This is a genomic window from Ralstonia sp. PBBBR1 (assembly GCF_002256165.1).
Taxonomy (GTDB): domain Bacteria; phylum Pseudomonadota; class Gammaproteobacteria; order Burkholderiales; family Burkholderiaceae; genus Ralstonia; species Ralstonia thomasii.
In genome coordinates this window covers 1-26,383 of record NZ_NKIL01000009.1, presented here as the reverse complement: position 1 = coordinate 26,383, position 26,383 = coordinate 1, and the positions used below count along the sequence as shown (strand labels likewise).

Below are 26,383 nucleotides of genomic sequence, written 5' to 3'. Positions count from 1 at the left end.
CGCTATAGACCTTCGCACCGTTAGGCTGAGCGAATGAGGTCGAGTAGATTGTGGTTCCAGTCAGCCTCGGCCTTTTCGAGGAGTTCAGTGTGCTGGCGGTAGTCGATGTACAGATCCGTCGTGGTTGGCCTTTTGTGCCACATGAGTTTACGGAGTTGGTCTCGAGTCCAGATGTAACGCTGGCGCGTGTCTTGGTTCCTCATGACCGCGTCGACCCAGTTGACTCCAAAGGTGGCCCGCAGGTCATGGAACTGATAGTGGAAGGCCGGGATCGTCTTGCGGATCTCAGGGATCACGTAGTCCGTGATGAAGGACCGGAGGTTCTGTCCAGTCGGAGACGAGCGCTTCAGCGGCGGTTCGGCGGAATCCCAAAGGGCGTTGCGATCAGCCTTGGATTCGTAATGGGGGCCACCTTGACTGGACAGGAACAGATAGTTCATTGGGTCCTGCTTGAGGTTGGACTTCTCACGTCTAGACCCGGCACGGTCAGAGACAGCGTAGATATGTAGCCATTCGTAGAGGTCCTTCTGCACCGACAGGTGCACATCCGGCACATCGCCTTTGGTGTCGATACCTGTCCCTGGTCCGCATTGCAGCTTGAACGGCCACTGGTTGATTTGGCTCGGCGGCGTCGCGAAATCGCCCCAACGCAGTGTCAGGACGGTCTGGATCCGCGCGCCGGTCAGGAGCGCGGTGTAGTGCATCAGCTCGTAGTCGCGATTGCCGAGCAGCTTCAGCGCTTTGACCAGTGTCTTCTGCTCATGCCGGGAGAGTGGCAGCAGCTTTCCGCCGTCATCGATCCGGCGATCCCATGCGTAGTCCCGCTTCGGAACCCTGATGGATACGTCGGTCGCCGTCACCTCCTTGATCTGCTTGAAACCCTTGCTGTCGCGGTATTCAAGGCCGACTGTCCGATCAACCCATGGGGCGTTCTGAGGGCGGAAGCCCAGTCGTTCACTCTCCATTAGAAACCGGTAGAAGCCCACCACCGTCTGCATGCGGCTACTGGCCGTGCTGTGTTTGATTGCGCCGCTGTTAATCAGACCTTGGAGGTGGGTCTTGTAGTGGTAGGTTGGGCGCAGGTATTTGTCGACCGCGGAGAAGTCGTCCCACTGGAGCCCAAATTCATCGAGGAACTGCTTGTAGGCCCGCAGCCCTTGCGCAACGGGATTGAGCGAGGACACCTTGTGGGGTCTGGCCCGCGCACGATCTAACAACCACAGGCAGGCAGGGGCCCACGGTGATCCGTCGGCATTGAGCACCAGAGGGAAGTGCGGGAACGTCTCCCATTTCACTGTCTTGGAGGCACGCAACTCGCGCCAATACTTGACCCGTTCCCCTTTTACCTGATGGTCTACGGGGATGCGTCCAGGTGCCGGTTCATCAGCAACCTGGGTATTCCGGAAGATAGGGAGCGTGTAGACAGATGGCGTTTGAGACATGAGAGGCGCCGCACGGAAGCACAGGGAGTGTGTCCATGCAGGCGCCTTCTGTCAAACGTGTATCCGGGGAGTAAACCTGTTAATGGAACAGGAAGTGCAGCACGTCGCCGTCCTTGACGATGTATTCCTTGCCTTCGGCGCGCATCTTGCCGGCTTCCTTGGCACCCTGTTCGCCCTTGTACTGGATGAAATCGTCGTACGAAATGGTCTGGGCGCGGATGAAGCCGCGTTCGAAGTCGGTGTGGATGGCCGCTGCGGCGCGGGGCGCCGTGTCGCCGATGTGGATCGTCCAGGCGCGCACTTCCTTCACACCGGCGGTGAAGTAGGTTTGCAGGCCCAGCAGCTTGAAGGCCGCGCGGATCACGCGGTTCAGGCCGGGTTCGTCCATGCCGATGTCGGCAAGGAATTCGGCCTTGTCGGCGTCATCCAGATCCGCGATTTCGGCTTCGATGGCGGCGCACACAGCCACCACCGGCGAATTCGTCTGCGCGGCGTAGTTGCGCACGGCATCCAGATGCGGGTTGTTCTCGAAGCCGTCTTCGCGCACGTTGGCAACGTACATGGTCGGCTTCGCGGTGATCAGGCACAGCGGCTTGATGGTTGCCCATTCGTCGTCGGTCAGGTTCAGGCCGCGCACGGGCTTGGCTTCGTCCAGCACCTTCTGCGCTTTTTCCAGCACGGCGACCAGCTTGGCGGCTTCCTTGTCGTTGCCCGACTTGGCGGCCTTGGTGTAGCGCTGCAGCGCCTTTTCCACCGTAGCCAGGTCAGCGAGGGCCAGTTCGGTGTTGATGACCTCGATGTCGGCGATCGGGTCGACCTTGCCGGCGACGTGGATCACGTTTTCATCTTCGAAACAGCGCACCACGTGCGTGATGGCATCCGTCTCGCGAATGTTGGCCAGGAACTGGTTGCCCAGCCCCTCACCCTTGGAGGCGCCCGCCACCAGGCCTGCAATGTCGACGAACTCGACCACTGCCGGCAGCACCCGCTCGGGCTTGACGATGTCGGCCAGCGCCTGCAAACGGGCGTCCGGCACTTCCACCACGCCGACGTTGGGCTCGATCGTGCAGAACGGGTAGTTCTCGGCGGCGATGCCGGCTTTGGTCAGGGCATTGAACAGGGTCGACTTACCGACGTTCGGCAGACCGACGATGCCGCATTGGAGGCTCATGGTGAAAAAGGCTCTAAATCAAGGGGTTGCGTGACGCGGGAGGAGGCGGCAGCACAGTGGAATCCGGGCTGTGCGCGTCGTTCACGGAAAGGCGTGATTGTAACCGCTCTAGGTGGGGCCCCGCCCCGGAATGAAAGCGCATTTGGTCGTGCAAGGCGCTAGGCGGCTCGCGGTGTGAAGGCGTTACGGCCCCGTTACGCGTTACGTTCCAGAAACGTAACAACTTCGCCCCGAGTGGCCGTTTTTCGAGTCTGCGATGCCCGCCGCCGGACGCTCTCCGTATCCTCCGAACCCAAGCCAGCAAAGGCTTTGGCGGCATTTCCGGGCGGGTGGGAAACGGCTCGGCACCGGCCAGGCATGCCTATTGCACTAGCTTGCTGCAAACAACAACGTTTGACTCTGGAGCACAGCATGTCCTGGACTGTCGCCACCGCCGCCCGCCCGATCCATACGGTTTCCGACAGCGCCGGCCTGTTTGCCTGCTACGAGGCCATCGCCAGCCTGTCCGAAGACATGGTGGATGCTGCAGAACGCGGCGACTGGGACGAAGTGAGCTTGCTGGAGCGCGAATGCGCGGCGCACATGGAGCGCTTGGGCCACGGTCTGCGTCCGGCCTTGTCGCACGAAGAAATACAGCGCAAGCGCGACCTGATGATGCGCATTCTGGCCAACGACGCCCGTGTGCGTGCGCTGGTCTGCCCGCGTCAGGATGAGCTGATGCGCCTGGTCAGCGGCGAGCGCCGTGCCATCGGCGCACGTCAGGCATACGCCGCCGTCTCGTACTACTGAGCGGCAGCCTGGTTCCAGGGCCGGACCCGATTCAGCGGTCGGCCCGCAATTCCCCCCACGACATCAGCACCCGCTGGATGCTGCGCGCATAGGCGTCGCGGTGGGCAGGCGTTTCCGAGTGATACGCGCCGATGGCCCGCCATGTATTTCCATGGCGGACCATCTTCTGCTTGAGCAGCCAGGCCGCTACGAACACGTTGACGCAGGCGTCGGTCAGTGTACGGCGCGGCACGCCGTAGCGCGCCAGCGTGCTGAAGTGGATTGAATTGATCTGCGCCTGGCCGATGTCGACCGAGCCATCTGCGTTGCGGTGGATGGCGCCCGCATCACCCTTCGATTCAAACCACACGATGGCGCGCAGCACCGTCGGGTTGACGCCCTGATAGGTACCGGCCTGCTCAAAGCAATCGCCCGAGGCGGCGTGCGCAGCAACGCTGGAGGCGGCCAGCACAAGCGCCGCGCCAAGGCGGCTGCAGTTCAAGCGAAGAGGGCGGGCGAGGGGCATGACGGCTCCGGCGGAGATCGTGGATTACTTCTGCAGGGCCACTTCAAGCTGTCGCTCGATCCCAGCCAGATACGTGTGCGATGCCTCCGACACCACCATGCGCGGCACCGGCTCGGTCGCCTTGCGCCACTGCGTCGTCACAACCTTGCGCTTGCTGCCACGCGTGTGGGCGGCAGGCGCGGGCTCGATCTCGGCGCCGCCGCCCGGCGGCAGCATCGCCAGCGAGGGCAGGGGCGGATAGACCCGGTCGGGCGCCGCGGCCGTCGCCGGCATCAGTGCATCGGGCGGCGCGGCAAAAGCCGAGGCGGCCGGTACCGTCAGCAGGCCGACGGTGAGCGGGAAGAGCAGATGGGTCATACGCATGAAGGTCCTCTTAATCCTGCGTGCGGATCGTCACGCTATAGGGCTGGCTGGCGCTGACGGTCAGGTTTTCCAGGCGGACATAGCCGGCGCGCTGCGTGGGCACGCCGTTCCATAGCGCCTGGTTCAGATAGCGGAAATCCTGTGCCAGCGCGGCCACCTGGATCGTCGCCGACCGTTTTTGTGCAGCGGCGAGCGCGCCAGCCTTGGTCAGCACAGCGGTCAGTTGCGGATCATGCGCGCCCAGCGCATCGGGCGGGATGGCGAAGGTCATGACTTCGCCGGTGGGCGCGGTGCGGGCCACCGGGGCGGGCGTCTGGGCAGGCATTTGCGCACAGCCGGCCACTGCCAGCAGCGCGGCCAGCATCAGAGATGCGGCGGAGCGTTCGGAGAAAGTCCACATGGCGATGGGAAATGCGTGGATCGGACCCGCACTGTATCGGCGGCTCACGCCCTTCAAAACGTCGAATTACCCGCCTTTTATCGTCCATCCTGGCGGATGACTTGAGTGCATGGCTCGAGGTGTAAATGACGTCACTTTTGGGGTCTGCGGGCAGGCGACGTGCTTGGCACACATGCGGCGTACCTGACACATACGCGTACCAAATATGCTCCGGACGCAGCAACGATCTGAAGTGATTTTTTTGCCTCTTTTGGAGACGGTAGGCGTAAACACCGAGCCGATCTGCGGCGGTGCCCCATATCCGTCGCGACACATTTGCGCGGTCACAAGGGCGCAGCACCCCCCGCCGCTATAATCGGCGCACCATGAATACACCCGCGTTTTCCTCTTCCAAGGCGGCTCACAAGGAGGCTGCGCCTTACCACGTGGCCGTGGTGGGCGGTGGCATCGTCGGGCGCGCCTGCGCGCTCCGGCTGGCGCAGATCGGCTTGCGCATCGCGCATATCGCAACGCCCGCCCCAGTGTCCGCAGCCGCCGGGCCGGACGCCTGGGATGCACGCGTCTACGCGTTCTCGTCCAGCTCGCAGGCGCTGCTGGAGCAGTTGCGCATCTGGCCGGCCCTCGACATGACGCGCGTGCAGCCTGTGCACGACATGCGCATCTTCGGCGACGCCGCCGCCGCACGCGGCGAACACGCCCATCCCGACCTGCACTTTTCCGCCTACGCAGCCGGCACGCCGCAACTGGCGTGGATTGCCGAATCCTCGCTGGTCGAGCGTGCGCTGGAAACGGCGCTGCGCTTCGCCCACACGGTGCAGACCTTCCCGCACGCCGCCACCGGCTTCGAAATGCAAGCCGATGCCGTGCGCCTGACGCTGGCCGACGGGCAGACGATCCGCGCGGAATGCGTGATCGGCGCCGATGGCAAGCATTCGTGGGTGCGCCAGCAGGCCGGCATCCAGGCCGAAGCGAAGCCGTACCGGCAGCTCGGCGTGGTTGCCAACTTCCAGGCCGAGCGCTGGCATCAGGACACCGCGTGGCAATGGTTCCTCGGTGCATCCGCCGAGCAGGCCGCCGAAGCGGATCTCGCCGCGCCGGTACGCGGCGAGATCCTCGCGATGCTGCCGCTGCCCGATCGACGCGTGTCGATGGTGTGGTCGGCCAGTGAAGATCACGCCCGCGAACTGCTTGCGCTGTCGCCCGAGGCGTTGTGCCGCACGGTCGAGGCCGCGGCGGGTGGCGCCATCGCCGCCCGCTTCGGGCGCTTGTCGAACATCACGCCTGCGCAGGGCTTCCCGCTCGTGCTGCAACACGCCAGCCGGGCGGTCGCGCCACGTGTGGCGCTGGTGGGCGATGCAGCGCATGTGATTCATCCGCTGGCCGGGCAGGGCATGAACCTCGGGCTTAGGGATGTGTCGGAAATTGGCCGTGTGATGGCGGAACGTGAAACCATGCGCGATCATGGCGATCTGAGGTTGCTGCGCCGCTACGAGCGTGCCCGCCGCGAAGACCTCCTTTCGCTCACGGCCGCCACCGATGGTCTGCACAAACTGTTCGCCCTGCCGGGCGCGCTGCCTCGCACGGTACGCAACGCGGGGATGCGCATGGTGGGCATGACGCCATTTATCAAACGCTTGTTGATCAGGCACGCACTCGGCTGAGGCACTCTCAGCGGATTTGTGGTTTTTCGGGGTTCCAGGAGTCGTTATGTCGTTTCGTATTCGGGTGGCGGCCATCGCCTCTGCGGTGGCAGTGGCAGCCATTGGCGCGGGCTATGTATTGAGCGCCGGTGCCGCCGAGTCCGCATTGGACAAGGTGAAGGCCACGGTGCAGAAGGCCCTGGGCCCGAACGTGGAGATCAAGAGCGTCACCAAGTCGCCGCTGGCCGGCCTGTACGAGATCAACCTCGGCAGCCAGGTCGTCTACAGCGATGCCACCGGCCGCTACGTGCTCAACGGCGATCTGCTGGACACGCAGACCGCCACGAACCTCACGCAGGAGCGCCTGGCCGAGCTGAACCGCGTCAAGTGGTCCGACCTGCCGCTGGACCGCGCCGTGAAGTGGGTCAAGGGCAACGGTGCACGCAAGATCGCCGTGTTCTCCGATCCGAACTGCCCGTACTGCCACAAGCTGGAGCAGATGCTCACGCAGGTCGACAACGTCACCGTCTACACCTTCCTGTTCCCGATCCTGTCGGAAGACTCGAACACCAAGGCCAAGCAGATCTGGTGTTCGGCCGACCGCGCCAAGGCCTGGCGCGACTGGATGACCGCCAAGACCGCCCCGGGCGGCGCCGGCACCTGCGATACACCGCTGGAAGCCAACCTGAAGCTTGGCCAGCAACTGAACGTGACCGGCACGCCGGCCATCATCTTCCCGGACGGCTCGCGGGCCCCGGGCCTGATCGATGCAGCCACGCTGGAGCGTAAGTTCGCCGCGCTCAAGAAGTCATAATTCGCGCGAAGGAAGCGCCGGTCGATCCGGCGCTTTTTCTTTGGGCGCTTGCATTCAACTCACCTTTGGAGACTTGGTATGTCGTTTCGCGCGCTGATGCTGGAAAAGCAGGATGGCGGGCCGCTGGCCCACATCGTCGACCTCGATGACGCGGCGTTGTCCGCACCCGAAGCGCTGGCCAACGAGGTGACCGCCGGCGATGTGCTGATCCGCGTGGACTGGTCGACCATCAATTACAAGGACGGCCTGGCCATCACCGGCAAAGGCCCGGTCGTGCGCAAATGGCCGATGGTGGCCGGCATCGACGGCGCGGGTGTCGTGCTCGATTCCTCGCATCCGGACTGGAGGACGGGCGATGCGGTCGTGCTCAACGGCTGGGGCGTCGGCGAGACGCATTGGGGGTGCCTCGCCCAGCAGGCGCGGCTTTCGGGCAATTGGCTGGTGGCATTGCCGGCGGGGCTCGACGCGCGGCAGGCCATGGCGATCGGCACGGCTGGCTACACGGCGATGCTGTCGGTGCTGGCGTTGGAGCGTGCCGGCGTGAAACCGGGCGACGGCGAGGTCCTGGTGACGGGCGCATCGGGCGGCGTGGGCTCGATCGCCATCGCGCTGCTCGGCAAGCTGGGCTACCGCGTGGTGGCGTCCACCGGCAAGACGAGCGAGGCCGATTTCCTGCAGGCGCTGGGCGCGACGGAGGTGATCGACCGCGCCGAGCTTTCCGCCCCCGGCAAGCCGTTGCAGAAGGAACGCTGGGCGGCGGTGGTCGATTCGGTGGGCTCGCACACGCTGGCGAACGCGTGCGCACAGGTGCGCTATGGCGGTGTGGTCACGGCGTGCGGGCTTGCGCAGGGGATGGATTTTCCGGCCACGGTCGCACCGTTCATCCTGCGTGGCGTGACCCTGTGCGGGATCGACAGCGTGATGGCGCCACGCGCGCTGCGCCAGACCGCGTGGCAGCGTCTGGCCGCCGATCTGCTGCCCGATCGCCTGGCCGCCATCACGCGCGAGGTGACGCTTTCCGAGGCCATCGACGCAGCCCACGACATCATGGCCGGCAAGATGCGCGGGCGCGTCGTGGTCGACGTCAACCGATAGGCTGGCAGGCCGGTTTGCGGACGATTTGGCTTCGGCGGCGTGGGACGGCAACGCTACAATGTCCGCCATGAAGCCGATCCGCTACACCATTGCCCCCGCCGCGCCCGAGGCGCACGTTTTCACCGTCACCGTCACGGTTGACGCGCCCGACAGCCAAGGCCAGCGCTTTTCGCTGCCGGCGTGGATTCCGGGCAGCTACATGATCCGCGAGTTCGCGCGCAACATCGTGCGGATCGAGGCATCGTCGGCGGACAGGCCGGTGCGCCTGTCCAAGGTCGACAAGCACACGTGGTGGGCCGCCCCGTGCACCGGGCCGCTGACGGTTTCATACGACGTCTATGCGTGGGACTTGTCGGTGCGCGCCGCGCACCTGGACGCCACGCGCGGCTTCTTCAATGGCACGTCGGTATTCCTGCGTGTGGAAGGCGCGGATGACCAGCGTTGCCTGGTCGACATCCAGCCGCCGGCCGGAGAGGCCTACCGGGGCTGGCGCGTGGCGACCGCGCTGCGCGAGGCCACTGGACGCGTCCAGGGCAAGGCTGGCGCCAAGCGCCACGGCTTCGGCTGGTACGAAGCAGCGGACTACGACGAACTGATCGACCACCCGGTTGAGATGGGCACGTTCGAGCTGGTGTCGTTCGAGGCCTGCGGCGCGCAGCACGACGCCGTCTTTACCGGCCGCGTACCGAATCTCGATCTGGAACGCATCGCCCGCGATTTCAAGCGCATCTGCGAAGCGCAGATCCGCCTGTTCGAGCCGCACACCGCCACGGCGCCGTTCCTCGACAGCAACCGCCGCTACGTCTTCATGACGATGGTCACCACCGACGGCTACGGCGGCCTCGAGCATCGCGCCAGCACCGCGCTGATGTGCGCGCGCGGCGATTTGCCCGTAGCCGGCCGCGATGAGACCACCGAGGGCTATCGCACCTTCCTTGGCCTCGTTAGCCACGAGTATTTCCACACCTGGAACGTCAAGCGCATCAAGCCGGCCACCTTCGTGCCGTACGCGCTCGACCGCGAGGTCCACACACCGTTGCTGTGGCTGTTTGAAGGGTTCACCAGCTATTACGACGACCTGATGCTGGTGCGCTCGGGCCTGATCTCCGAAGCGCAATATCTGGAGATGCTTGGCAAGACATGGAACGGCGTGCTGCGCGGCAGCGGCCGCCTCAAGCAGAGCGTGGCAGAAAGCTCGTTCGACGCCTGGACGAAGTACTACCGCCAGGACGAGAACGCCCCCAACGCCATCGTCAGCTATTACACCAAGGGCTCGCTGGTGGCGCTGGCGCTGGACCTCACGATCCGCACGCAGACCCACGGCGAACGTTCGCTCGATGACGTGATGCGCGCTCTGTGGGTGACGTACGGCCGCGATTTCTACGCCGCCGGCCACGCGCAGCGCGGCGTGACCGAAGCGGGGCTCATCACCCTGATGGAAGAAACCACCGGTGTGCGCCTGCGCACGCTGGTGCGCCAGTTGAGCGAAGGCCGCGACGACCCACCGCTGCCTGCGCTCTTCAAGGCGATGGGCGTGAGCGCCACGCGCAAGGCCGCCGATACGGCGCTCGCGCTGGGCGTCAAGACCGCCGCCGAGAACGGCTTCGTCAAGCTGCAGCAGGTCTTCGACGGCAGCCCGGCGCAGCGCGCCGGATTGTCTGCCGGCGATCTGATCGTCGCGGTGGACGGCCTGCGTGTTCCGGCCGGCCAGCTCGACAAGACGCTCACGCGCTATCGCGCCGGCGATACCGTGCCGGTGCACGTGTTCCGCCGCGACGAACTGATGACGCTGAAGGTAACGCTCGCCGCCGATGCGACGCCGCAGTTCACGCTGGCGCTGGCAACAGAGCCCTCGCCGCTGCGCTCGGCCTGGCTGGGCAAACGGGCAGCGGCGCGCAGCATGCGCGCGTCACGCGGCAAGTCAGCCTGACACGTAGCCCGATGGACTACGTACACGATCCACGCACCTTCCTCTACAGCCATTACGTCTCGCGCGGCATCCGTACTGCCACCGGCGTGATCGGTCTGACACTGCTCGCGCTGCTGGTGATGGACCTGCAGGGCGCAATGGTGGTGTCGATCGGTGCGCTGTGCACGAGCCTCATGGATTTGCCCAGCCCGCTGCGGCACAAGTTCAACGAGATGATGGCGTGCGTGCTGCTGACGACCGCCGTCACCTTTCTCGTGGCGGTGGTGACGCCGTACGCGATCCTGCCGGTGGTGATCGTGGTGGTGAGCTTCCTCGCGGGGCTCATGGTGGCGTACGGCAACAAGACGATGCCGCTGCAGTTCGCGGCGCTGTTCGTCATGACGCTCACGTTCACCGAGGAATTCGCCTTCCGCGAAGCGGTGGAGCACACGCTGCAGTTCTTCCTCGGCGCGATCGGCTACATGGCCTTTGCGATGGCGGTGGCGTGGGGCCAGCGCCGCCGCATCAAAGAGCAGGTGCTGGCCGAATGCCTGTACGAACTGGCCGTGTACGTGGAGTGCAAAGCCGGCTTCTACGACGCCTCCAAGGATTTCGACGAGCAGTTCAACGCGCTCGTGCGCCAGCAGATTGCCGTGGCGGACAAGCAACAGGTGGCGCGCGATTTCGTCTTTCGCGACAACCGCACCACGAGCGACGGCCGCCTCGTGCAGATTCACATGCGGATGCTCGATATCTACGAGTATCTGCTGTCGTCCAACACCGACTACCCGCTGCTGCGCCAGTGGCTGGCCGACGCCGAGGTGATGCGCCTGCTGCGCGACGTGATCGAACGCTTGCGTATGGACATCGAAGGCGTCGCCTATGCCGTCGGCCGCGACCGGCCGTCACCCACGCCGGTGTCGTACGACCAGGAGGTGGCCGCCATTGAAGGCGCGCTGCACGAGTTGCAGCACAACCATCACGGCGTGCCGATCGAGGCGATTGCCGCGCTCGAAGAATCGGTGGCCACGGTGCGGGGCGCAATCCGCCTCATGGCGCAGTTGCACGCCGCCACCGCCACGCCGGTCGAGCTGTCGCAGGTGCTGCTGCGTCCCGACATGACGCCGTTTCTCACGCGCCAGAAGTACGAGCTGCGGCTGGTGCTGGAAGAGTTGACGTGGCGTTCGCCGGTGCTGCGCTTTGCGCTGCGCATTTCCATGGCCGTGGCGGCCGGGCTGTGGATCGCCGACCATCTCCCATATAGCTCGCACGGCTACTGGGTCTTGCTGACCATCGTCGTGATTCTCAAGCCGACGTTCAGCATGACGCGCCAGCGCAACTTCGACCGGGTGCTGGGTACGCTCATCGGTTGCGTCATTGCCGCCGTGATCCTGCGGTACACGCATTCGACGTGGATCCTGATGGGCGTGCTGTACCTGTCCACCGCCGCCAGCGCCGCGTTCGTTACCGTGCGCTACCGCTACACGGCGATTGCGGCGTGCGTGCAGGTGCTCATCCAGATCAACCTGCTGCTGCCCGGCAGCAAGGGCGCCATCGGTGAACGGCTGGTCGATACGCTGATCGGCGCGGCCATCGCCACGGCCTTCAGCTACGTCCTGCCAAGCTGGGAATACCGTAACCTTCCCAAGCTGGTGGACGACGTGCTGCGCACCAACCGCCGCTTTATCGAAGCCGCGCGCGACTTGCTGCTCGGCTCGCTCAAGGATGACTTCGTCTACCGCGTGCAGCGCAAGCAGTTCATGGAGTCGCTCACGGGGCTCATCGCCGCCTTCGCGCGCATGCTCGACGAGCCCAAGAGCCGGCACCGTGCCGTCGACAACCTGAACCGCTTCATCGTGCAGAACTACCTCGTGGCGGCGCACGTCGCCGCGGTGCGCATCCTCGTGCGGCAACGGGCGCAGGAGCTGGACGAAGCCGATACGCGGGCGCTGGTCGAGCAAACGGCTGAGGCCGCACTCGAAAGCCTGGCGCGCGCCCAGGAGCGCTTTGACCAGGCCGTGCAAGAGGGCGGCTGGGGCGTGCGCCCTCGCGACACACAGGAGCTGGGCGCAGCCGACTTCGCCGATCAGTCGGCACGCTCGCGCATGGTCGATGCGGCCGCCGAATCCGAATCGCTGTCGGCGATGCACCTGCTAGAGCGGCGTCTGCAGGCGCTGCGGGCTGACACGTCCAAAATCGCATTGCGTTGTGGTGCGCTCGGACGCGCGCTGCGTATTTCGAAGGACTAGGCGCGGCCGGCGGCTGAAAGGCTCCGCGCCGGCGGCGGGATCTTCCACCGCGACTGCGCTGAGCCCCCGACCCTGGACGACGGGGCTCAGAGAGCCGACGTCCAGCTTCAGACCGTCGACTTCCAGTATCCGAGCGTCAAAGGTCAGCCTCAGAGGGCCGAAGTCGAGTCTCGGAGGGCCGACGATGGATCTTGAAGACTCAAACTCGAGCCGAAAAAGGTCGAATTTGACCCTCGGAGAGTCGAAGTCGAGTCTCGGAGATTCAACGTTGAGTTCCGGAGCGCCGAACGCGGCATCCAGACGGTCGCAGCCGACACTTCACGGCTCGTCGATGGGCCGCCTGGCCCGCGCCGTTCAAGCGGCCTGCGGCTTCAGCCAGTCGATGGTCGGTTGGCGCTGCGCCGCCAGCCAATCATTCGCCGTCTTGAAATGTCCGCATCCCAAGAACCCGCGATGCGCCGACAGCGGCGACGGGTGCGGCGCCTCCAGCACCAGATGCCCGTCCGACAGCAGCGCGCGCTTGGCCTGCGCGTGGCTGCCCCACAGCATGAACACGCGCTTGTGGCCGACGCGTGCGAGTTGCTCCAGCAGGCAATCGGTGATGCGCTCCCAGCCGCGCTTGGCGTGGCTCGCAGCCTGGCCTTGTTCGACGGTGAGCACCGTGTTTAGCAGCAGCACGCCTTGCTGTGCCCAGCCCTCCAGATTGCCGGAGGTGCCTGGCAGCTTGCAGCCGAATTCCGCTTCGATTTCCTTGTAGATGTTGCGCAGGCTTGGCGGCACGCGCACACCCGCCGGCACTGAAAACGCCAGCCCATGGGCCTGCGGAATCTCGCGGCCATCCACGGTGCCTGTGCCGTGATACGGGTCCTGGCCGAGGATGACGACGCGTACATCGTCCACCGAAGTCAGGTGCAGCGCGCGGAAGACATCCGTCGGGAAGATCGGCTTGCCCGCTGCGCGCTCGCCATCGACAAAGGCACATAGTTCAGGCCAATTGGTCTGCGCGATGCAGGGCGTGAGGACCGCCTTCCAGTCGGCGGGGAGGGCGTCGAACTGCTGGGCCAGCGGGATGAAACTCACGTCGGCCGCGTCCACCGCGGGTTCATCGAAGAGGGCGGCTTGCGCCGGATTGGCGCGTCGCGTCATGTCTGGCCCCCGACGGCTTTCTCGCGCAACTGGTAGCCGCGTTGCGCCTTGCTGATGTCGAGCGGCGTGAGGCCCGGCACGGCGGCACGCAGCGTTTGCGTCCAGGCGTGCAGGCGCTCTGCAATCGCGTCTTCGCCGAGCGTGCTGTCGTCTGCCGGTTTCCACTCCAGTTCCAGTTCGTCGATCGGCTCGCGCGCCTGCGTGCCGGGGATGAGGATGGCGCCGGCGTCCAGTGCAATCTCGATCTCGCCGCCCTCGGCACCCACGTGCCACAGGCGGCGCGTGAAGTCGGTGCGGAACAGCGGGGCGAGCGCAGCGGCGTGTGGCCGAACATAGTCGGCGGCTTCGGCGGCGTTGTTGGCGACGAAGGCATCGACGGACAGTGCATCGTTCTGCAGCGGCACCTCCCATTCGTGGCGGGCGCTCAAACCGGACGTACTCACTGCTGCGGTCTTCAGCGTCTGCAGCCATTGACTGCCCTGACGGCGCACGCGCAGCGCGGCGCGGTTGCGCGCCAGCGCCAGGTCGCGCGTGTCGTAGTAGACGTTCGCCAATTCCACCGAGCCGGCCGCCTGCGCATTGGCGTCCAGCCAGCCGACCAGTGCGTCGTGCGCGCCGGCCGATACGGCCAGCTTCAGTTCAATCTCGCGGGCCATTGTGTCTGGCGCTCAGGCAAACAGGCGGGCCAGTTCGGCGCCCGGGTCGTCTGCACGCATGAAGGCTTCGCCGACGAGGAACGCGTTGACGGCGGCGGCGCGCATCTTGCGCACGTCGTCCGGCGTGAGGATGCCGGATTCCGTGACGACGATGCGATCGTCCGGCATGTGCTTGAGCAGGCCGAGCGTGGTGTCGAGCGTGGTTTCGAACGTGCGCAGGTTGCGGTTGTTCACGCCCACCAGCGGTGTTTGCAGGCGCAGCGCGCGGTCCAGCTCATGGCCGTCGTGCACTTCCACGAGCACGTCCATGCCGAGTTCCAGCGCGCACGCTTCGAGTTCTTCCATCAGGCCCTGGTCCAGCGCGGCGACGATCAGCAGGATGCAGTCCGCACCCCACGAGCGCGCTTCGTACACCTGATACAGATCGACCATGAAATCCTTGCGCAGCACCGGCAGCGTGCAGGCGGCGCGCGCCTCGCGCAGGTAATCGGCGTGGCCCTGGAAGAACTGTTCGTCGGTCAGGACGGACAGGCACGCGGCGCCGTGCTCGGCATAGCTGCGGGCGATGTCGGCTGGCTTGAAGTTCGGGCGCAGCACACCTTTGGACGGCGACGCCTTTTTCACTTCGGCGATGACCGCTGCGTTGCCGGCGGCGATCTTGTCGCGCATTGCCCTGGCAAAGCCGCGGGCCCTGAGCGTGCTGTCGCTGCGGTTGGCTTCGGCTTCGGCGCGCACGCTGGGCAGGTCTCGGTGCTTGCGCGCGGCGGCCACTTCTTCGGCCTTCACGGCCAGGATTTTCTGGAGGATGTCGGACATATCAGGCTTTGAACTGGTTGGTGACGCGCACGAGTTCGTCGAGCTTGGCGCGCGCGGCGCCCGAGGCGATGGCTTCGCGGGCCAGCTTCATGCCGTCGCCGATCGAGCCGGCGATGTTGGCTGCATACAGCGCCGCGCCCGCGTTGAGCGAGACGATCTCGCGCGGCGTGCCCGGCTTGTTTTCCAGCGCTTCGATCAGCATGGCTTTGGACTCGTCGGCGTCGGCCACCTTCAGGCTGCGGTTGGAGACCATCTGCAGCCCGAAGTCTTCCGGATGGATTTCGTATTCGGTCACCACGCCGTCCTTCAGTTCGCCGACCAGCGTGGCAGCACCCAGCGAGACCTCGTCCATGCCGTCCTTGCCGTAGACGACCACGGCGTGCTTGGCGCCCAGCCGCTGCATCACACGCACCTGGATGCCGACCAGGTCCGGATGGAACACGCCCATGAGGATATTCGGCGCGCCGGCCGGGTTGGTCAGCGGCCCCAGGATGTTGAAGATCGTGCGCACGCCCAGCTCCTTGCGGATCGGGGCGACGTTCTTCATGGCCGGGTGGTGGTTGGGCGCGAACATGAAGCCGATGCCGACCGTCTCGATCGATTCGGCCACCTGCTCGGGCGTGAGCATGATGTTCACGCCCAGCGCTTCGAGCACATCGGCACTGCCCGACTTGGAGCTGACGCCGCGTCCGCCATGTTTGGCGATGCGCGCGCCTGCGGCGGCCGCCACGAACATCGAAGCGGTGGAGATGTTGAAGGTGTTGGCGCCGTCGCCGCCCGTGCCGACGATGTCAACAAAGTGATCGGACACCTCAGCCGGCACATCGACCTTGGTGGCGAATTCGCGCATGACGGTGGCAGCGGCCGCGATCTCGCCGATGGTCTCTTTCTTGACGCGCAGCCCCATGGTGAGGGCGGCCGCCATGACGGGCGACATCTCGCCGCGCATGATGAGCCGCATCAGGTGCAGCATTTCGTCGTGGAAGATCTCGCGGTGCTCGATGCAGCGCGTCAGCGCTTCTTGCGGAGTGATGGACATGGTCGTTCCGTATTCAGTTGGGCGCTGCCGGAGCCGCAACCGGGGTGGCCGGCTGTGCGGCGTCGCGCAAGGCGCCGATGCGCTCACGCGAGAGATCGGCCTCGCACGCGGCTTCTGCCAGGTCGGCATCGGGCGCATTGCGGGCCAGGCGGCGTTGCAGGTCACATTCGGCCTGCCGGTAGAGTTGGTGTGCGCGCACGGTGCGGTCGAAAGCCATGGCGGCGCCACGGTCCGTGCCCTTGTTGGCAGCCATGCGGGCGCGTAGCGCGGTGCGGCGTGTCGATTCTGCCGAGGCCAGTTCCGTTTGCGCCGCCTTGCGTGCGGTCTGCACGCATTGGGCGACGTTGCCGGCCTCAGGCTGGGCGGCCCGGCAGGCTTCCAGCGTACCGGCCATCGCCGGCAGGCTTGCGATCATCGCCAGCGCCACCGCGCACGCGCGGCGCATCAGACGCGTTCCTTCAGGAAGTTGGCGAGCAGCGCGTGGCCGTGTTCCGACAGGATCGATTCCGGGTGGAACTGCACGCCTTCCACCGGCAGCGTCTTATGGCGCACGCCCATGATTTCGCCGTCTTCGGTCCAGGCTGTCACTTCCAGGCAGTCCGGCAGCGTTTCGCGCTCGATCGCGAGTGAGTGATAGCGCGTCACCTTGAAATGCCGCGGCAGGTTGGCGAATACGCCCACGCCGGTGTTTTCGATGGTGCTGACCTTGCCGTGCATCACCTTCTGCGCGCGGATCACGCGCCCGCCAAACGCATCGGCAATGGCCTGGTGCCCGAGGCACACGCCAAGGATGGGCACGCGCCCCGCAAAGTGCTTGAGCGCCGGAACGAGGATGCCGGCTTCCGTCGGCGTGCACGGGCCGGGCGACAGGCAGATGCGCTCCGGGTTCAGCTTTTCGATCTCTTCGATCGTGATCTCGTCGTTGCGATAGGTGCGCACGTCCTGGCCGAGTTCGCCAAAGTACTGGACGATGTTGTAGGTAAAGGAGTCGTAGTTGTCGAGCATCAGCAGCATGGTGGTCTCCTTAACCTCAGAAATCGGCGTCGAGGCCGTCTTGCACTTGCTCGGCGGCACGCAGCACGGCGCGCGCCTTGTGTTCGGTCTCTCTCCATTCGGCATCCGGGTCGGAATCGGCCACCACCCCGGCGGCGGCCTGCACATAGAGGTTGCCGTCCTTGACGATGCCGGTGCGGATGGCGATCGCCAGATCCATCTCGCCCGAGAACGAGAGATAGCCCACCGCGCCGCCGTAGATGCCGCGCTTGACGGGCTCCAGCTCGTCGATGATCTCCATTGCGCGCACTTTAGGTGCACCCGACAGCGTGCCGGCCGGGAAGGTCGCGCGCAGTACGTCCATGTTCGTCATGCCGGGCTTGAGGCGGCCTTCGACCGAGCTGACGATGTGCTGCACGTGGGAATACTTCTCGATGACCATCTGGTCCGTCACCTTGACCGAGCCGATCTCGGCAATGCGGCCGATGTCGTTGCGCGCCAGGTCAATCAGCATGACGTGCTCGGCGATTTCCTTCGGGTCGTTGAGCAGCTCGGTGGCGAGTTCCGCATCGCGCTCGGGCGTGTTGCCACGCGGGCGCGTGCCGGCCAGCGGGCGGATCGTGACGATGCGGGCGGATTCGTCCGCGCCGTTGCCATTGTTTTCGGCAGTCGGCACACGACGCTCTTCCTGGCGCACCAGGATTTCCGGCGATGCCCCGACGATCTGCATGTCGCCGAAGTTGTAGAAGTACATGTACGGCGACGGGTTCAGCGAGCGCAGCGCGCGGTACAGCGACAGCGGCGCATCGCGGAACGGCTTGACCAGCCGCTGGCCGATCTGCACCTGCATCATGTCGCCGGCGGCGATGTATTCCTTGGCCTTGAGCACGGCGGTGATGTAGTCCGTCTTGTCGAACTCCCGAATGGTGTCGGTACGTACCGACGCTGACGTCACCGGCACATCCACCGGCTGGTGCAGCTTCGTACGCAACGCGCGCAGGCGCTGCTTGGCGCGTGAATAGGCTTCGGGCTTGGACGGGTCGGCGTAGACGATCAGGTAGAGCTTGCCGGACAGGTTGTCGATCACGGCCAACTCTTCGCACAGCATGAGTTGGATGTCGGGCAGTTGCAGATCGTCGGGCGGGGCGGTGTCAGCCAGTCGCGGCTCGATGAAGCGCACGGCGTCGTAGCCGAAGTAGCCGGCCAGGCCGCCGCAAAACCGCGGCAGGCCCGGGCGCAGCGCCACTTTCTGACGGCGCTCGAACGCGGCAATAAAGTCCAGCGGGTTGCCTTCGTTCGTCTCCACCACCTTGCCGTCGGTGACGACTTCCGTGCGATTGCCCTTCGCGCGCAGCAAGGTGTGCGCATGCAGGCCGATGAAGGAGTAACGCCCGAAGCGCTCGCCGCCCACTACCGATTCCAGCAGGAACGTGTGCGTGCCGCGGTCGTGCGATTGCGCCAGCTTCAGATACAGCGACAGCGGCGTCTCCAGGTCGGCCAATGCCTCGGCAATCAGCGGAATACGGTTGTAGCCCTGGTCGGCCAGCGATTTGAATTCGAGTTCGGTCATGAGCGGTCAGGTCGATTCAGCAGGCGGGGCGGTTGCGCGCCCACCGACATGCGTTCGGTCCACGGCAAACGCAAGAGCGTCGATGGTGCCGTCGGAACGTTAGCAGAACATCAGGGATGGGAACGCGCGAACGTCGTAAAAGCGACCGTGCGATCCCGCAAGGGTCGTCCGCAGCCGATAGCGGGTCAGCGGAAGACCGGCGGGCGGTCAGCGTTTGGGGCAGGAGATGCGGGGGTGGTTTGGGCGGCGCGTTCGTGGCGCGCCAGAGTGCCGAAACCGAGGAAGAACGATCAGCAGCCGTGCAAACGCTTACGCCCGGACGAGGGCGTGCCAGGGCCGCCAGGGCCAGGCCCCCCGGTCACCACCAGCGTCGACGCGTTTGCGATTCAGGAACATGGATCGTCAGTTGAAGCGGCAGAGACGGCGTTGTGTGGCTCCGCATAGGGCCGGATCAACTCGGCTGCCGCAAAAAGTGTGTCGACTATAGCATCGGCCCCGGCGCCCTGTATAGGCTGGCCGTGGTTATAGCCATACGGTACCGCCAGCACGCGCATGCCGGCGGCACGGGCCGCGCGGGCGTCGTTTTCCGAGTCGCCAATGGCCACGATTTCAACCGGGTCCACGCCAAACGCCTCCGCCACCCGCAGCATGGGGTACGGATCGGGCTTGCGATACTGGAAGGCGTCGCCCGGGTAGACGAGGTCGAAATACGTGTTCAGGCCGAGCTGCGCCAGGAGCGGCTGCGTGAAATCGCGTGGCTTATTCGTCACGCACGCGAGAGCGATGCCCATGTCGCGCAGTGCAGCCAGCCCTTCGCGCACGCCGTCATAGACGTTCACGTGCTGTCCGTTGATGGCGATGTAGGCGCGCTGGTACAACTCCAGCCCCTCCGCAAAGCGGCTGTTGGCCTGGGCGGGCGGCAAGCGTACATCAAGCGCGCGCCGCACGAGGTTTTCCGAGCCTTTGCCGACGTAACTGACCACTTCCTCGGCTGGCATGTCCGGCGCGGCGCCAAGCGCCCCCAGCATCGCATTGATGGCGGCGTGGAAGTCGCCCGCCGTGTCGACCATCGTCCCGTCTAGGTCGATGATGACAGCGCGGACGGGGCCGGCGGGTAGCACGCCCGTCATCATGCCAGGGGGGCCAGCGCTTGGCGCAGCGCGCCCACGGTGCCGCGGTAGCCGCCATCCGCGTCCGGCTTGCCGAACACGGCTGAACCCGCGACGAAGGTGTCTGCGCCGGCCTTGGCAATCTCGGCAATGTTGTCTGCCTTCACGCCGCCGTCGATCTCAAGGAGGATCTTGCGGCCGGTCTTGTCCTGGTATGCGTCGAGCTTCTGGCGCACGGCACGCAGCTTGTTCAGCGCTTCCGGAATGAACGATTGGCCGCCGAAGCCGGGGTTGACCGACATGATCAGCACCATGTCCAGGCGGTCCATTACATGGTCCAGGTAGTGCAGCGGGGTGGCCGGATTGAACACCAGGCCGGCCTTGCAGCCGTTGTCGCGGATCAGCGCCAGCGAGCGGTCGATGTGCTCGGACGCTTCCGGGTGGAAGGTGATCAGGTCGGCGCCGGCCTTTGCGAAGTCCGGGATGATGCGATCGACCGGGCTGACCATCAGATGCACGTCGATCGGCACCGGCTTGCCGTCCTTTTGTGCGTGCGGGCGGATCGCCTCGCAAACCAGCGGCCCGACGGTCAGGTTCGGCACGTAGTGGTTGTCCATCACATCGAAGTGGATCCAGTCCGCGCCCGATTCGAGCACGCGGCGCACTTCTTCGCCCAGTCGGGCAAAGTCGGCGGAGAGGATGGACGGGGCGATGCGGAAACCGGACGGATCGATGGCTGCAGACATGATGGGAGACGGATAAGGCGCGTGAACTCGCACGCGAAAGCGCAAGGAAGGGCGCTATTTTAGCCGGATCGGACGTCCGCTCGCGCCTTGCCGGTGCCACGGCCATGCCGCACAATGGGCGCCATTCTTATTGTGGATTGTCATGCCAAGCTACGAACTCACCGTCCAGGTCCGGACGCGCTATCTGCCGGAGCAATCCGAGCCGGAGCAGGGCAGCTACGCCTTCGCCTACACCATCACCATCCGCAATACCGGCGACGTGCCGAGCCAGCTCATCTCGCGCCACTGGGTGATTACCGACGCCGACGAGCAGGTCCAGGAAGTGAACGGCCTCGGCGTGGTCGGCCATCAGCCGCTGCTGCCGCCGGGTGAATCCTTTGAGTACACGAGCTGGGCGACCATCAAGACGCCCGTGGGCACGATGCGCGGCGAATACTTCTGCGTGGCCGAAGACGGTCACCGTTTCGAGGCGCCCATCCCCGAATTTGCGCTGGTGATGCCGCGCATGCTGCACTGATCGGGAATCAGGGCGCGTCGGAATTGGCGGCTTGAGAATCTTTGGGCGCCGTTTCGGTCGATTGTGAAGGCTTGGTGGCGTCGCTGTGGCGCGACGGATGCTCGGGCGGGGCACGCAGCGGGCGTGGATGCTTCTTGGCGCCCGACATTGTCCAGATCACGATGAAGATCAGCAGGAACAGCGCCACGCCGGCCTCCAGGCCGAACAGCATCATCGGATGGTTTTCAAAGAATTGGCTCATGGTCGATGGCGGGAAGCTCGGGTGCGAGGCATTGTAGCCAAGCCCGCGGCCGCACCGGACAGGATGAAACACGCATGACAGCAGCAACCTTGGACGCATTGACACAAGCCCGCACCGGCACCCGTCGCCGCTGGGGCGGACTGGCCGCTGTTCTGGTCGTGGCCTTGCTTGCCGCTTGTACGAGCGGGCCCCCGCCCCGCGTCGAAACGCCGCAAGCGCCAACAGGCTCGCTCGGCGGGCATCTGGCCCCCGCCACCTGGGCTGATGTGTCCGGCTGGACCGCCGATGACCTCGCCTCCGCCTGGCCCGCGCTGCAATCGAACTGCCAGGCGATGAAGCGCCGCACCGATTGGTCGCGCGTGTGCTCCGCTGGCCTGATGGTCGATGCCGGTGATCCGATTGCCATGCGCGTGTTCTTTGAAGACAACTTCACGCCGTATCGGGTCGTGAAGGACGACGGCACCGACAGCGGCCTCATCACCGGTTACTACGAACCGCTGCTGCGTGGCTCGCGCACCCGCCACGGCGCCTATCAGACGCCGCTGTACCGCATGCCTGCCGCGTGGCGCGGCAAGACGCTGCCGGCGCGCGCGCAGTTGATCCGCAGTCCGGCGCTTCAGGGGCAAGAAGTTGTCTGGGTGGACGACCCGGTCGAAGCGGCGTTCCTGCAGATCCAGGGCTCGGGACAGGTTCAGCTGGAAGAGGGGGGCATCATGCGCCTGGGCGTGGGCGGCACGAACAACCAGCCGTTCCGTTCGTTTGCGCGCTGGCTGCTCGACATGGGCGAAATCACGCCGGTGCAGGCCACCATGCAAGGGATCAAGGCCTGGGCCCGCGCCAATCCGAGCCGCGTGGAAGAGATGCTCAACATCAACCCGCGCTACGTGTTCTTTGCCGAAACGCCGGGCAACACGGGCGGCCCGATCGGCAAGCTGGGCGTGCCGCTCACGGACGAACGCTCGATCGCCGTCGACCCGACCTACATTCCGCTGGGCTCGCCGGTGTTCCTGTCGACGACCAAGCCGCTATCGACCGATCCGATCCAGAAGCTCGTGTTTGCGCAGGACGTGGGTTCGGCCATTCGCGGGGCGGTGCGCGCCGACTATTACTTCGGCCATGGCGATGCCGCTGGCGACCTCGCGGGCCGCATGAAGCAGGCCGGTCGGCTGTGGGTGCTGGTGCCGAAGGGGGGTAGCATCGGCGTTGCTGCCCGGTAACACGCTGCAAGACGCTAGGTGCGCCGCAAGTCCACCACGCGGCGCGCCTTGCCGACCGATCGCTCGATTCCGCCGCTGGCCAGTGTCTCGATCGCGGCGGTCACGCCGATCAACGACTTGATGTCGCGCGCCAGTTGGCTGCTCGCCGATTTTGCCGCGTCAGCCGGCGCGCCTAGCGCCGCCTCGATCCGCACCGTCAGTGTATCCAGCGGTCCTTCCTTGCCGAGCACGCATTGATAGTGCGGTGATAGCGCCGCGTGCTTCAGGATCAATTCCTCGATCTGCGATGGGAACACGTTCACACCGCGCACGATCATCATGTCGTCGCAGCGGCCGGTGATTTTCTCCATGCGGCGCAAGCCCGGACGCGCCGTGCCGGGCAATAGGCGCGTCAGATCGCGCGTGCGATAGCGCACCACCGGCATCGCTTCCTTGGTCAGCGACGTGAACACCAGTTCGCCGAATTCGCCGTCGGGCAGCACCTCGCCGGTGTCTGGATCGATGATCTCCGGATAGAAGTGGTCTTCCCAGATGGTCGGGCCGTCCTTGGTTTCGGCGCATTCGCTGGCCACGCCAGGCCCCATCACCTCCGACAGGCCGTAGATATCGACCGCCGAAAGCCCCATGCGCGCTTCGATGGCGCTGCGCATTTCGGGTGTCCATGGCTCGGCGCCGAAGATGCCGATCTGCAGGCTCGACGCAGCCGGGTCCATGCCCTGGCGTTCGAACTCGTCGGCAATCGCCAGCATGTAGCTGGGCGTGACCATGATGATCTGCGGCTGAAAATCGTGGATGAGTTGCACTTGCCGCTCGGTTTGCCCACCGCCAAACGGGATGGCCGTCAGCCCCGCGCGCTCCACGCCGTAATGCGCGCCCAGGCCGCCGGTGAAAAGCCCGTAGCCGTAGCTCACGTGGACCTTGTCGCCGCGCCGTGCCCCCGCCGCCCGGATCGAGCGCGCCACCAAGCCGGCCCATGTATCGATATCCGCCAGCGTGTAGCCGACCACCGTGGGTTTGCCGGTCGTACCCGACGATGCGTGGATGCGCGCGATCCGATCCTGCGGCACCGCAAACATGCCGAACGGATAGTTGTCGCGCAGATCGGTCTTGGTTGTGAACGGAAACTTCGCCAGATCGGCAAGCGACTGCAAATCTGACGGATGCACACCCGCCGCGTCGAACTTCGCCCGATAGGCGGGCACGTTCTCATACGCGTGCGCGAGGCTGCGCTTCAGGCGTTCAAGCTGCAGTGCCTGGATGGCGTCGCGGCTGGCGGTCTCGATCGGATCGAGCGGCAGGTCGGTCGAGCGGGGGCGCATGCGGGTCTCCTCGGGACGCCGTCGTGCGAACCTGCTCACGATCCTACTGCGCGTCCCGATCTTGGCCCTGCGATGCTCACCGTACCCATGTACGGTTGCGCTTCTCGGGCCAACCTCGGGCCGCTCGATACGGATCGTGAACAGGTTCTGAGGCGTCCTCTAATGGTGATGCGGTTTTGTGAACGGCTTTATATAGAGGTCGAACTAGGGTTCTGGGCTGCCAGGGACCGGAATGACCTGGCCGCGAATCTGCGCAGATTTGCCGCGAAACATGGCGACCACCTCGCCGGCCTGGTTTGTCACGCGTACGTCGTAGATGCCGTGTCGGCCGGACAAGACCTGCTCGGTTGCCTCTGCTGTGAGGGTGTCGCCGCCGTGCGCCGGGCGCAGGAAGTCGACGCCGCATCCAGCCGCCACCGTGTTGTGGTTATGGCTGTTGCAGGCAAACGCGAAAGCCGAATCGGCCAGCGTGAAGATCAATCCGCCATGACAGGTGCGATGCCCGTTGAGGAATTCAGGTCGCACCGTCATGGACAGCCGGGCAAAGCCGGGCGCGACCGCCTCCACGCGCATGCCGAGCCAGCGCGTGCAGGCATCGGCGTCGAACATGCTTTTGCAGGCCGCTTCAGCCAGCGCCTGCGCATCGTGGAGGGTCGTTTCCGTCACACTGATGTCCTTATTCGCCTGTGAAATGCGCCACGCGCTTGTTCAGAAAGGCATCGACACCTTCTGCATAGTCGCGGGAATTGCCGAGTTCGCGCTGCAGGTCGCGCTCGAGATCCAGTTGGGCGTCCAACGACTGTGTGGGCGCCGCATGCATGGCGCGCTTGATGGCGGCCAGCGCCCGGGTGGGTTGCTTGGCCAGATGGTCGGCCATGCAATTCACTTCGGTCATCAGGATCTTGGCATCGTGATAAACGCCCCAGATCAAGCCCCAGGCGAGCGCAGTCTTGGCGTCGAGCTTCTCGCCAAGCATCGCCAGCCCCATCGCCCGCGCCACACCGATGCGCTGCGGCAGGAACCACGTCCCGCCCGAATCCGGCAGCAGCCCGATCTTTACAAACGCCTGGAGGAAGCATGCATTCTCGGCGGCCATCACGATGTCGCACGCCAGCGCCAGGTTTGCGCCGGCGCCGGCGGCCACGCCATTCACGGCGGCAATCACGGGCAGGGGCATGGCACGCAGACGGCGCACCAGCGGGTTGAATTGCTCGTCGATGAGCTGGCCCAGGTCGGTCATCTGCCCGGGCGTGAAATTGAGTTCGGAGAGATCCTGCCCCGCGCAGAAGCCGCGTCCCGCTCCGGTCAGGATCAAAGCGCGGGCGCGCTGGCGCTCCACCTTGTCCAGCGCTTCGCGCAGTTCCCGGTGCATGCCGGCCGTGAAGCTGTTGAGCTGATCGGGCCGGTTCAGCGTGATGGTTGCCACGTGTTCGTGCCAGTCAAGCAGAATGGTCGGGCTGGTCATCTTGTCTCCTCCTCGGTCATCGGTTCATTGATTAACCGACCGGTTGGTCGGCTAATATTACATCCATTCCAACTGGAGCTTCCATGTCCTACGAAAACATTCTGGTCGAAACGCGCGGTCGCGTCGGTCTCATTACGCTCAATCGTCCGAAGGCACTCAACGCCCTCAACGATGCGCTCATGGACGAACTCGGTGGCGCGTTGCTCGCCTTCGATGCCGACGCCAACATTGGCGCCATCGTCATTACCGGCAGTGAAAAGGCGTTCGCCGCCGGCGCGGATATCGGCGCCATGGCCGATTATGACTTCGCTACCGTCTACAAGAACGAATACATCACGCGCAACTGGGAAACCATTCGCCGCATCCGCAAGCCGGTGATCGCCGCGGTGGCCGGCTACGCGCTCGGTGGCGGCTGTGAACTGGCCATGATGTGCGACATCATCCTCGCCGCCGATACCGCCAAGTTCGGCCAGCCGGAAATCAAGCTCGGCACCATGCCCGGTGCCGGCGGTACGCAACGCCTGCCGCGTGCCGTCTCCAAGGCCAAGGCCATGGACCTCTGCTTGACTGCCCGCATGATGGGCGCGGAGGAAGCCGAGCGCGCCGGCCTAGTCTCGCGCGTCATCCCCGCCGACAAGCTGCTCGACGAAGCCATCCAGGCCGCAGAAACCATTGGCGGCTTCTCGCTGCCCACGGTCATGATGATCAAAGAGTCGATCAACGCGGCCTACGAGACTTCGCTCAGCGAGGGCGTGCATCTGGAGCGCCGCCTGTTCCACGCCACATTCGCTACAGAAGACCAGAAAGAAGGCATGCGCGCCTTCGTCGAAAAGCGTGCAGCGGCGTTCAAGCACCAATAAGGACGGCGTAGCAGGGTGACTTCGGGAATACCCGAGTAACGGTATCGGGTATCCCAGGCCTGCTTTTGCGAGTCCTTTTGGGGCCGCAATCCCATATGCAGACGGGGCTGGCGGCTATTCTTCACGAACACGTCATCAGCCCGTCATGACAAAGGTGTTGCCAAGCTCCGGGAACCCGCCTATAGTTCGCCCCTCGCTGCAAAACACAGCGCCGAAACGCAAGTGGCGGTGGTGGTGTTAAGTGGTGGAGAAGCAGGTGTAGAGCGGGTTTGCGGTCGATTGGGTGGTTGACGGTTGGCTGGAGATTCGGTG

The 26,383-nt window shown here is 65.2% G+C and carries 27 protein-coding genes; 9 read left to right on the top strand and 18 right to left on the bottom strand.

What is annotated here, in order from left to right; translation table 11 throughout:
• Positions 1-20: 20 nt before the first annotated feature.
• Positions 21-1,442 carry a hypothetical protein gene (locus CFE42_RS17315; RefSeq protein ID WP_004637182.1) on the bottom strand — a complete coding sequence of 474 codons (1,422 nt, stop codon included), beginning with the start codon at positions 1,440-1,442 and terminating at the stop codon, positions 21-23.
• A gap of 79 nt (positions 1,443-1,521) precedes the next feature.
• A complete protein-coding gene (ychF, locus tag CFE42_RS17310; protein ID WP_065851754.1) occupies positions 1,522-2,613 on the bottom strand; it encodes a redox-regulated ATPase YchF in 1,092 nt (363 codons plus the stop codon).
• 411 nt (positions 2,614-3,024) lie between these two features.
• Here ychF and CFE42_RS17305 point away from each other — a divergent pair, with 411 nt between their 5' ends.
• A complete protein-coding gene (locus CFE42_RS17305; RefSeq protein ID WP_004636652.1) occupies positions 3,025-3,402 on the top strand; it encodes a flagellar protein FliT in 378 nt (125 codons plus the stop codon).
• A gap of 31 nt (positions 3,403-3,433) precedes the next feature.
• Here the strand turns inward: CFE42_RS17305 and CFE42_RS17300 are convergent, their stop codons facing one another.
• Genes CFE42_RS17300 through CFE42_RS17290 form a run of 3 tightly spaced genes read right to left on the bottom strand, consistent with a single transcriptional unit; the run spans position 3,434 to position 4,670 of the window.
• The gene (locus tag CFE42_RS17300) at positions 3,434-3,907 is read right to left on the bottom strand and encodes a lytic transglycosylase domain-containing protein (protein WP_004636653.1); all 474 of its coding nucleotides are present in this window, start codon (positions 3,905-3,907) and stop codon (positions 3,434-3,436) included.
• A 24-nt stretch (positions 3,908-3,931) separates the two neighbouring features.
• A complete protein-coding gene (locus CFE42_RS17295; protein ID WP_004636654.1) occupies positions 3,932-4,270 on the bottom strand; it encodes a hypothetical protein in 339 nt (112 codons plus the stop codon).
• 10 nt (positions 4,271-4,280) lie between these two features.
• On the bottom strand, positions 4,281-4,670 hold the full coding sequence (locus CFE42_RS17290; RefSeq protein ID WP_004636655.1) for a hypothetical protein: 390 nt from the start codon (positions 4,668-4,670) through the stop codon (positions 4,281-4,283).
• Positions 4,671-5,035: 365 nt separating this feature from the next.
• On the opposite strand from CFE42_RS17290, the gene CFE42_RS17285 reads away from it, so the two are divergent.
• The 5 genes from CFE42_RS17285 (at position 5,036) to CFE42_RS17265 (ending at position 12,377) form a co-directional block, all read left to right on the top strand.
• Positions 5,036-6,331 (top strand): UbiH/UbiF family hydroxylase, encoded by a 1,296-nt coding sequence (locus tag CFE42_RS17285; RefSeq protein ID WP_004636656.1) that lies wholly within the window; start codon positions 5,036-5,038, stop codon positions 6,329-6,331.
• 46 nt (positions 6,332-6,377) lie between these two features.
• A complete protein-coding gene (locus tag CFE42_RS17280; protein ID WP_004636657.1) occupies positions 6,378-7,124 on the top strand; it encodes a DsbC family protein in 747 nt (248 codons plus the stop codon).
• Positions 7,125-7,202: 78 nt separating this feature from the next.
• A complete protein-coding gene (locus CFE42_RS17275) occupies positions 7,203-8,219 on the top strand; it encodes an MDR family oxidoreductase (RefSeq protein ID WP_004636658.1) in 1,017 nt (338 codons plus the stop codon).
• Positions 8,220-8,286: 67 nt separating this feature from the next.
• Entirely contained in the window at positions 8,287-10,149 is a 1,863-nt protein-coding gene (locus CFE42_RS17270) for a M61 family metallopeptidase (RefSeq protein WP_004636659.1), read from the top strand.
• A gap of 11 nt (positions 10,150-10,160) precedes the next feature.
• A complete protein-coding gene (locus CFE42_RS17265) occupies positions 10,161-12,377 on the top strand; it encodes an FUSC family protein (protein ID WP_004636660.1) in 2,217 nt (738 codons plus the stop codon).
• 354 nt (positions 12,378-12,731) lie between these two features.
• Here the strand turns inward: CFE42_RS17265 and CFE42_RS17260 are convergent, their stop codons facing one another.
• The 9 genes from CFE42_RS17260 to rpe form a co-directional block, all read right to left on the bottom strand.
• Positions 12,732-13,523: a uracil-DNA glycosylase gene (locus CFE42_RS17260; protein WP_004636661.1), complete on the bottom strand. Its 792-nt coding sequence runs from the start codon at positions 13,521-13,523 to the stop codon at positions 12,732-12,734.
• Positions 13,520-14,179 carry a CYTH domain-containing protein gene (locus tag CFE42_RS17255; protein ID WP_004636662.1) on the bottom strand — a complete coding sequence of 220 codons (660 nt, stop codon included), beginning with the start codon at positions 14,177-14,179 and terminating at the stop codon, positions 13,520-13,522. The genes CFE42_RS17260 and CFE42_RS17255 overlap by 4 nt, the downstream gene beginning before the upstream one ends.
• 12 nt (positions 14,180-14,191) lie before the next feature.
• Positions 14,192-14,995: an indole-3-glycerol phosphate synthase TrpC gene (gene trpC, locus CFE42_RS17250; protein WP_004636663.1), complete on the bottom strand. Its 804-nt coding sequence runs from the start codon at positions 14,993-14,995 to the stop codon at positions 14,192-14,194.
• Position 14,996: 1 nt separating this feature from the next.
• Entirely contained in the window at positions 14,997-16,034 is a 1,038-nt protein-coding gene (gene trpD, locus CFE42_RS17245) for an anthranilate phosphoribosyltransferase (protein ID WP_004636664.1), read from the bottom strand.
• A 13-nt stretch (positions 16,035-16,047) separates the two neighbouring features.
• A complete protein-coding gene (locus tag CFE42_RS17240; RefSeq protein WP_004636665.1) occupies positions 16,048-16,479 on the bottom strand; it encodes a lysozyme inhibitor LprI family protein in 432 nt (143 codons plus the stop codon).
• Positions 16,479-17,048, bottom strand: coding sequence for an aminodeoxychorismate/anthranilate synthase component II (locus tag CFE42_RS17235; protein ID WP_004636666.1), 570 nt, complete (start codon positions 17,046-17,048; stop codon positions 16,479-16,481). Before CFE42_RS17235 ends, CFE42_RS17240 begins: the two co-directional genes overlap by 1 nt.
• Before the next feature lie 16 nt (positions 17,049-17,064).
• On the bottom strand, positions 17,065-18,597 hold the full coding sequence (trpE, locus tag CFE42_RS17230; RefSeq protein ID WP_004636667.1) for an anthranilate synthase component I: 1,533 nt from the start codon (positions 18,595-18,597) through the stop codon (positions 17,065-17,067).
• Between the two features lie 386 nt (positions 18,598-18,983).
• Entirely contained in the window at positions 18,984-19,727 is a 744-nt protein-coding gene (locus CFE42_RS17225; RefSeq protein WP_193747950.1) for a phosphoglycolate phosphatase, read from the bottom strand.
• A complete protein-coding gene (rpe, locus tag CFE42_RS17220) occupies positions 19,727-20,452 on the bottom strand; it encodes a ribulose-phosphate 3-epimerase (protein ID WP_004636669.1) in 726 nt (241 codons plus the stop codon). The genes CFE42_RS17225 and rpe overlap by 1 nt, the downstream gene beginning before the upstream one ends.
• Before the next feature lie 142 nt (positions 20,453-20,594).
• Between rpe and apaG the strand changes: the two genes are divergently transcribed.
• Complete coding sequence (apaG, locus tag CFE42_RS17215) at positions 20,595-20,969, top strand: Co2+/Mg2+ efflux protein ApaG (RefSeq protein ID WP_004636670.1); 375 nt, start codon at positions 20,595-20,597, stop codon at positions 20,967-20,969.
• 7 nt (positions 20,970-20,976) lie between these two features.
• Here the strand turns inward: apaG and CFE42_RS17210 are convergent, their stop codons facing one another.
• Positions 20,977-21,210: a hypothetical protein gene (locus CFE42_RS17210; RefSeq protein ID WP_004636671.1), complete on the bottom strand. Its 234-nt coding sequence runs from the start codon at positions 21,208-21,210 to the stop codon at positions 20,977-20,979.
• A gap of 74 nt (positions 21,211-21,284) precedes the next feature.
• On the opposite strand from CFE42_RS17210, the gene CFE42_RS17205 reads away from it, so the two are divergent.
• Entirely contained in the window at positions 21,285-22,427 is a 1,143-nt protein-coding gene (locus CFE42_RS17205; protein ID WP_004636672.1) for a murein transglycosylase A, read from the top strand.
• Between the two features lie 14 nt (positions 22,428-22,441).
• Here the strand turns inward: CFE42_RS17205 and paaK are convergent, their stop codons facing one another.
• The 3 genes from paaK to paaG form a co-directional block, all read right to left on the bottom strand.
• The gene (paaK, locus tag CFE42_RS17200; RefSeq protein ID WP_004636673.1) at positions 22,442-23,746 is read right to left on the bottom strand and encodes a phenylacetate--CoA ligase PaaK; all 1,305 of its coding nucleotides are present in this window, start codon (positions 23,744-23,746) and stop codon (positions 22,442-22,444) included.
• A 204-nt stretch (positions 23,747-23,950) separates the two neighbouring features.
• Positions 23,951-24,418, bottom strand: coding sequence for a hydroxyphenylacetyl-CoA thioesterase PaaI (paaI, locus tag CFE42_RS17195; protein ID WP_037045029.1), 468 nt, complete (start codon positions 24,416-24,418; stop codon positions 23,951-23,953).
• A 4-nt stretch (positions 24,419-24,422) separates the two neighbouring features.
• The gene (gene paaG, locus CFE42_RS17190; RefSeq protein WP_004636675.1) at positions 24,423-25,211 is read right to left on the bottom strand and encodes a 2-(1,2-epoxy-1,2-dihydrophenyl)acetyl-CoA isomerase PaaG; all 789 of its coding nucleotides are present in this window, start codon (positions 25,209-25,211) and stop codon (positions 24,423-24,425) included.
• Positions 25,212-25,294: 83 nt separating this feature from the next.
• Between paaG and CFE42_RS17185 the strand changes: the two genes are divergently transcribed.
• Positions 25,295-26,071 carry an enoyl-CoA hydratase gene (locus CFE42_RS17185; protein WP_004636676.1) on the top strand — a complete coding sequence of 259 codons (777 nt, stop codon included), beginning with the start codon at positions 25,295-25,297 and terminating at the stop codon, positions 26,069-26,071.
• Positions 26,072-26,383: the final 312 nt, after the last annotated feature.

Excerpts from the sequence above, each read along its gene's own strand:
- CFE42_RS17315 (WP_004637182.1), bottom strand. The coding sequence starts at position 1,442 with ATGTCTCAAACGCCATCTGTCTACACGCTCCCTATCTTCCGGAATACC.
- ychF (WP_065851754.1), bottom strand. The coding sequence starts at position 2,613 with ATGAGCCTCCAATGCGGCATCGTCGGTCTGCCGAACGTCGGTAAGTCG.
- CFE42_RS17305 (WP_004636652.1), top strand. The coding sequence starts at position 3,025 with ATGTCCTGGACTGTCGCCACCGCCGCCCGCCCGATCCATACGGTTTCC.
- CFE42_RS17300 (WP_004636653.1), bottom strand. The coding sequence starts at position 3,907 with ATGCCCCTCGCCCGCCCTCTTCGCTTGAACTGCAGCCGCCTTGGCGCG.
- CFE42_RS17295 (WP_004636654.1), bottom strand. The coding sequence starts at position 4,270 with ATGCGTATGACCCATCTGCTCTTCCCGCTCACCGTCGGCCTGCTGACG.
- CFE42_RS17290 (WP_004636655.1), bottom strand. The coding sequence starts at position 4,670 with ATGTGGACTTTCTCCGAACGCTCCGCCGCATCTCTGATGCTGGCCGCG.
- CFE42_RS17285 (WP_004636656.1), top strand. The coding sequence starts at position 5,036 with ATGAATACACCCGCGTTTTCCTCTTCCAAGGCGGCTCACAAGGAGGCT.
- CFE42_RS17280 (WP_004636657.1), top strand. The coding sequence starts at position 6,378 with ATGTCGTTTCGTATTCGGGTGGCGGCCATCGCCTCTGCGGTGGCAGTG.
- CFE42_RS17275 (WP_004636658.1), top strand. The coding sequence starts at position 7,203 with ATGTCGTTTCGCGCGCTGATGCTGGAAAAGCAGGATGGCGGGCCGCTG.
- CFE42_RS17270 (WP_004636659.1), top strand. The coding sequence starts at position 8,287 with ATGAAGCCGATCCGCTACACCATTGCCCCCGCCGCGCCCGAGGCGCAC.
- CFE42_RS17265 (WP_004636660.1), top strand. The coding sequence starts at position 10,161 with ATGGACTACGTACACGATCCACGCACCTTCCTCTACAGCCATTACGTC.
- CFE42_RS17260 (WP_004636661.1), bottom strand. The coding sequence starts at position 13,523 with ATGACGCGACGCGCCAATCCGGCGCAAGCCGCCCTCTTCGATGAACCC.
- CFE42_RS17255 (WP_004636662.1), bottom strand. The coding sequence starts at position 14,179 with ATGGCCCGCGAGATTGAACTGAAGCTGGCCGTATCGGCCGGCGCGCAC.
- trpC (WP_004636663.1), bottom strand. The coding sequence starts at position 14,995 with ATGTCCGACATCCTCCAGAAAATCCTGGCCGTGAAGGCCGAAGAAGTG.
- trpD (WP_004636664.1), bottom strand. The coding sequence starts at position 16,034 with ATGTCCATCACTCCGCAAGAAGCGCTGACGCGCTGCATCGAGCACCGC.
- CFE42_RS17240 (WP_004636665.1), bottom strand. The coding sequence starts at position 16,479 with ATGCGCCGCGCGTGCGCGGTGGCGCTGGCGATGATCGCAAGCCTGCCG.
- CFE42_RS17235 (WP_004636666.1), bottom strand. The coding sequence starts at position 17,048 with ATGCTGCTGATGCTCGACAACTACGACTCCTTTACCTACAACATCGTC.
- trpE (WP_004636667.1), bottom strand. The coding sequence starts at position 18,597 with ATGACCGAACTCGAATTCAAATCGCTGGCCGACCAGGGCTACAACCGT.
- CFE42_RS17225 (WP_193747950.1), bottom strand. The coding sequence starts at position 19,727 with ATGACGGGCGTGCTACCCGCCGGCCCCGTCCGCGCTGTCATCATCGAC.
- rpe (WP_004636669.1), bottom strand. The coding sequence starts at position 20,452 with ATGTCTGCAGCCATCGATCCGTCCGGTTTCCGCATCGCCCCGTCCATC.
- apaG (WP_004636670.1), top strand. The coding sequence starts at position 20,595 with ATGCCAAGCTACGAACTCACCGTCCAGGTCCGGACGCGCTATCTGCCG.
- CFE42_RS17210 (WP_004636671.1), bottom strand. The coding sequence starts at position 21,210 with ATGAGCCAATTCTTTGAAAACCATCCGATGATGCTGTTCGGCCTGGAG.
- CFE42_RS17205 (WP_004636672.1), top strand. The coding sequence starts at position 21,285 with ATGACAGCAGCAACCTTGGACGCATTGACACAAGCCCGCACCGGCACC.
- paaK (WP_004636673.1), bottom strand. The coding sequence starts at position 23,746 with ATGCGCCCCCGCTCGACCGACCTGCCGCTCGATCCGATCGAGACCGCC.
- paaG (WP_004636675.1), bottom strand. The coding sequence starts at position 25,211 with ATGACCAGCCCGACCATTCTGCTTGACTGGCACGAACACGTGGCAACC.
- CFE42_RS17185 (WP_004636676.1), top strand. The coding sequence starts at position 25,295 with ATGTCCTACGAAAACATTCTGGTCGAAACGCGCGGTCGCGTCGGTCTC.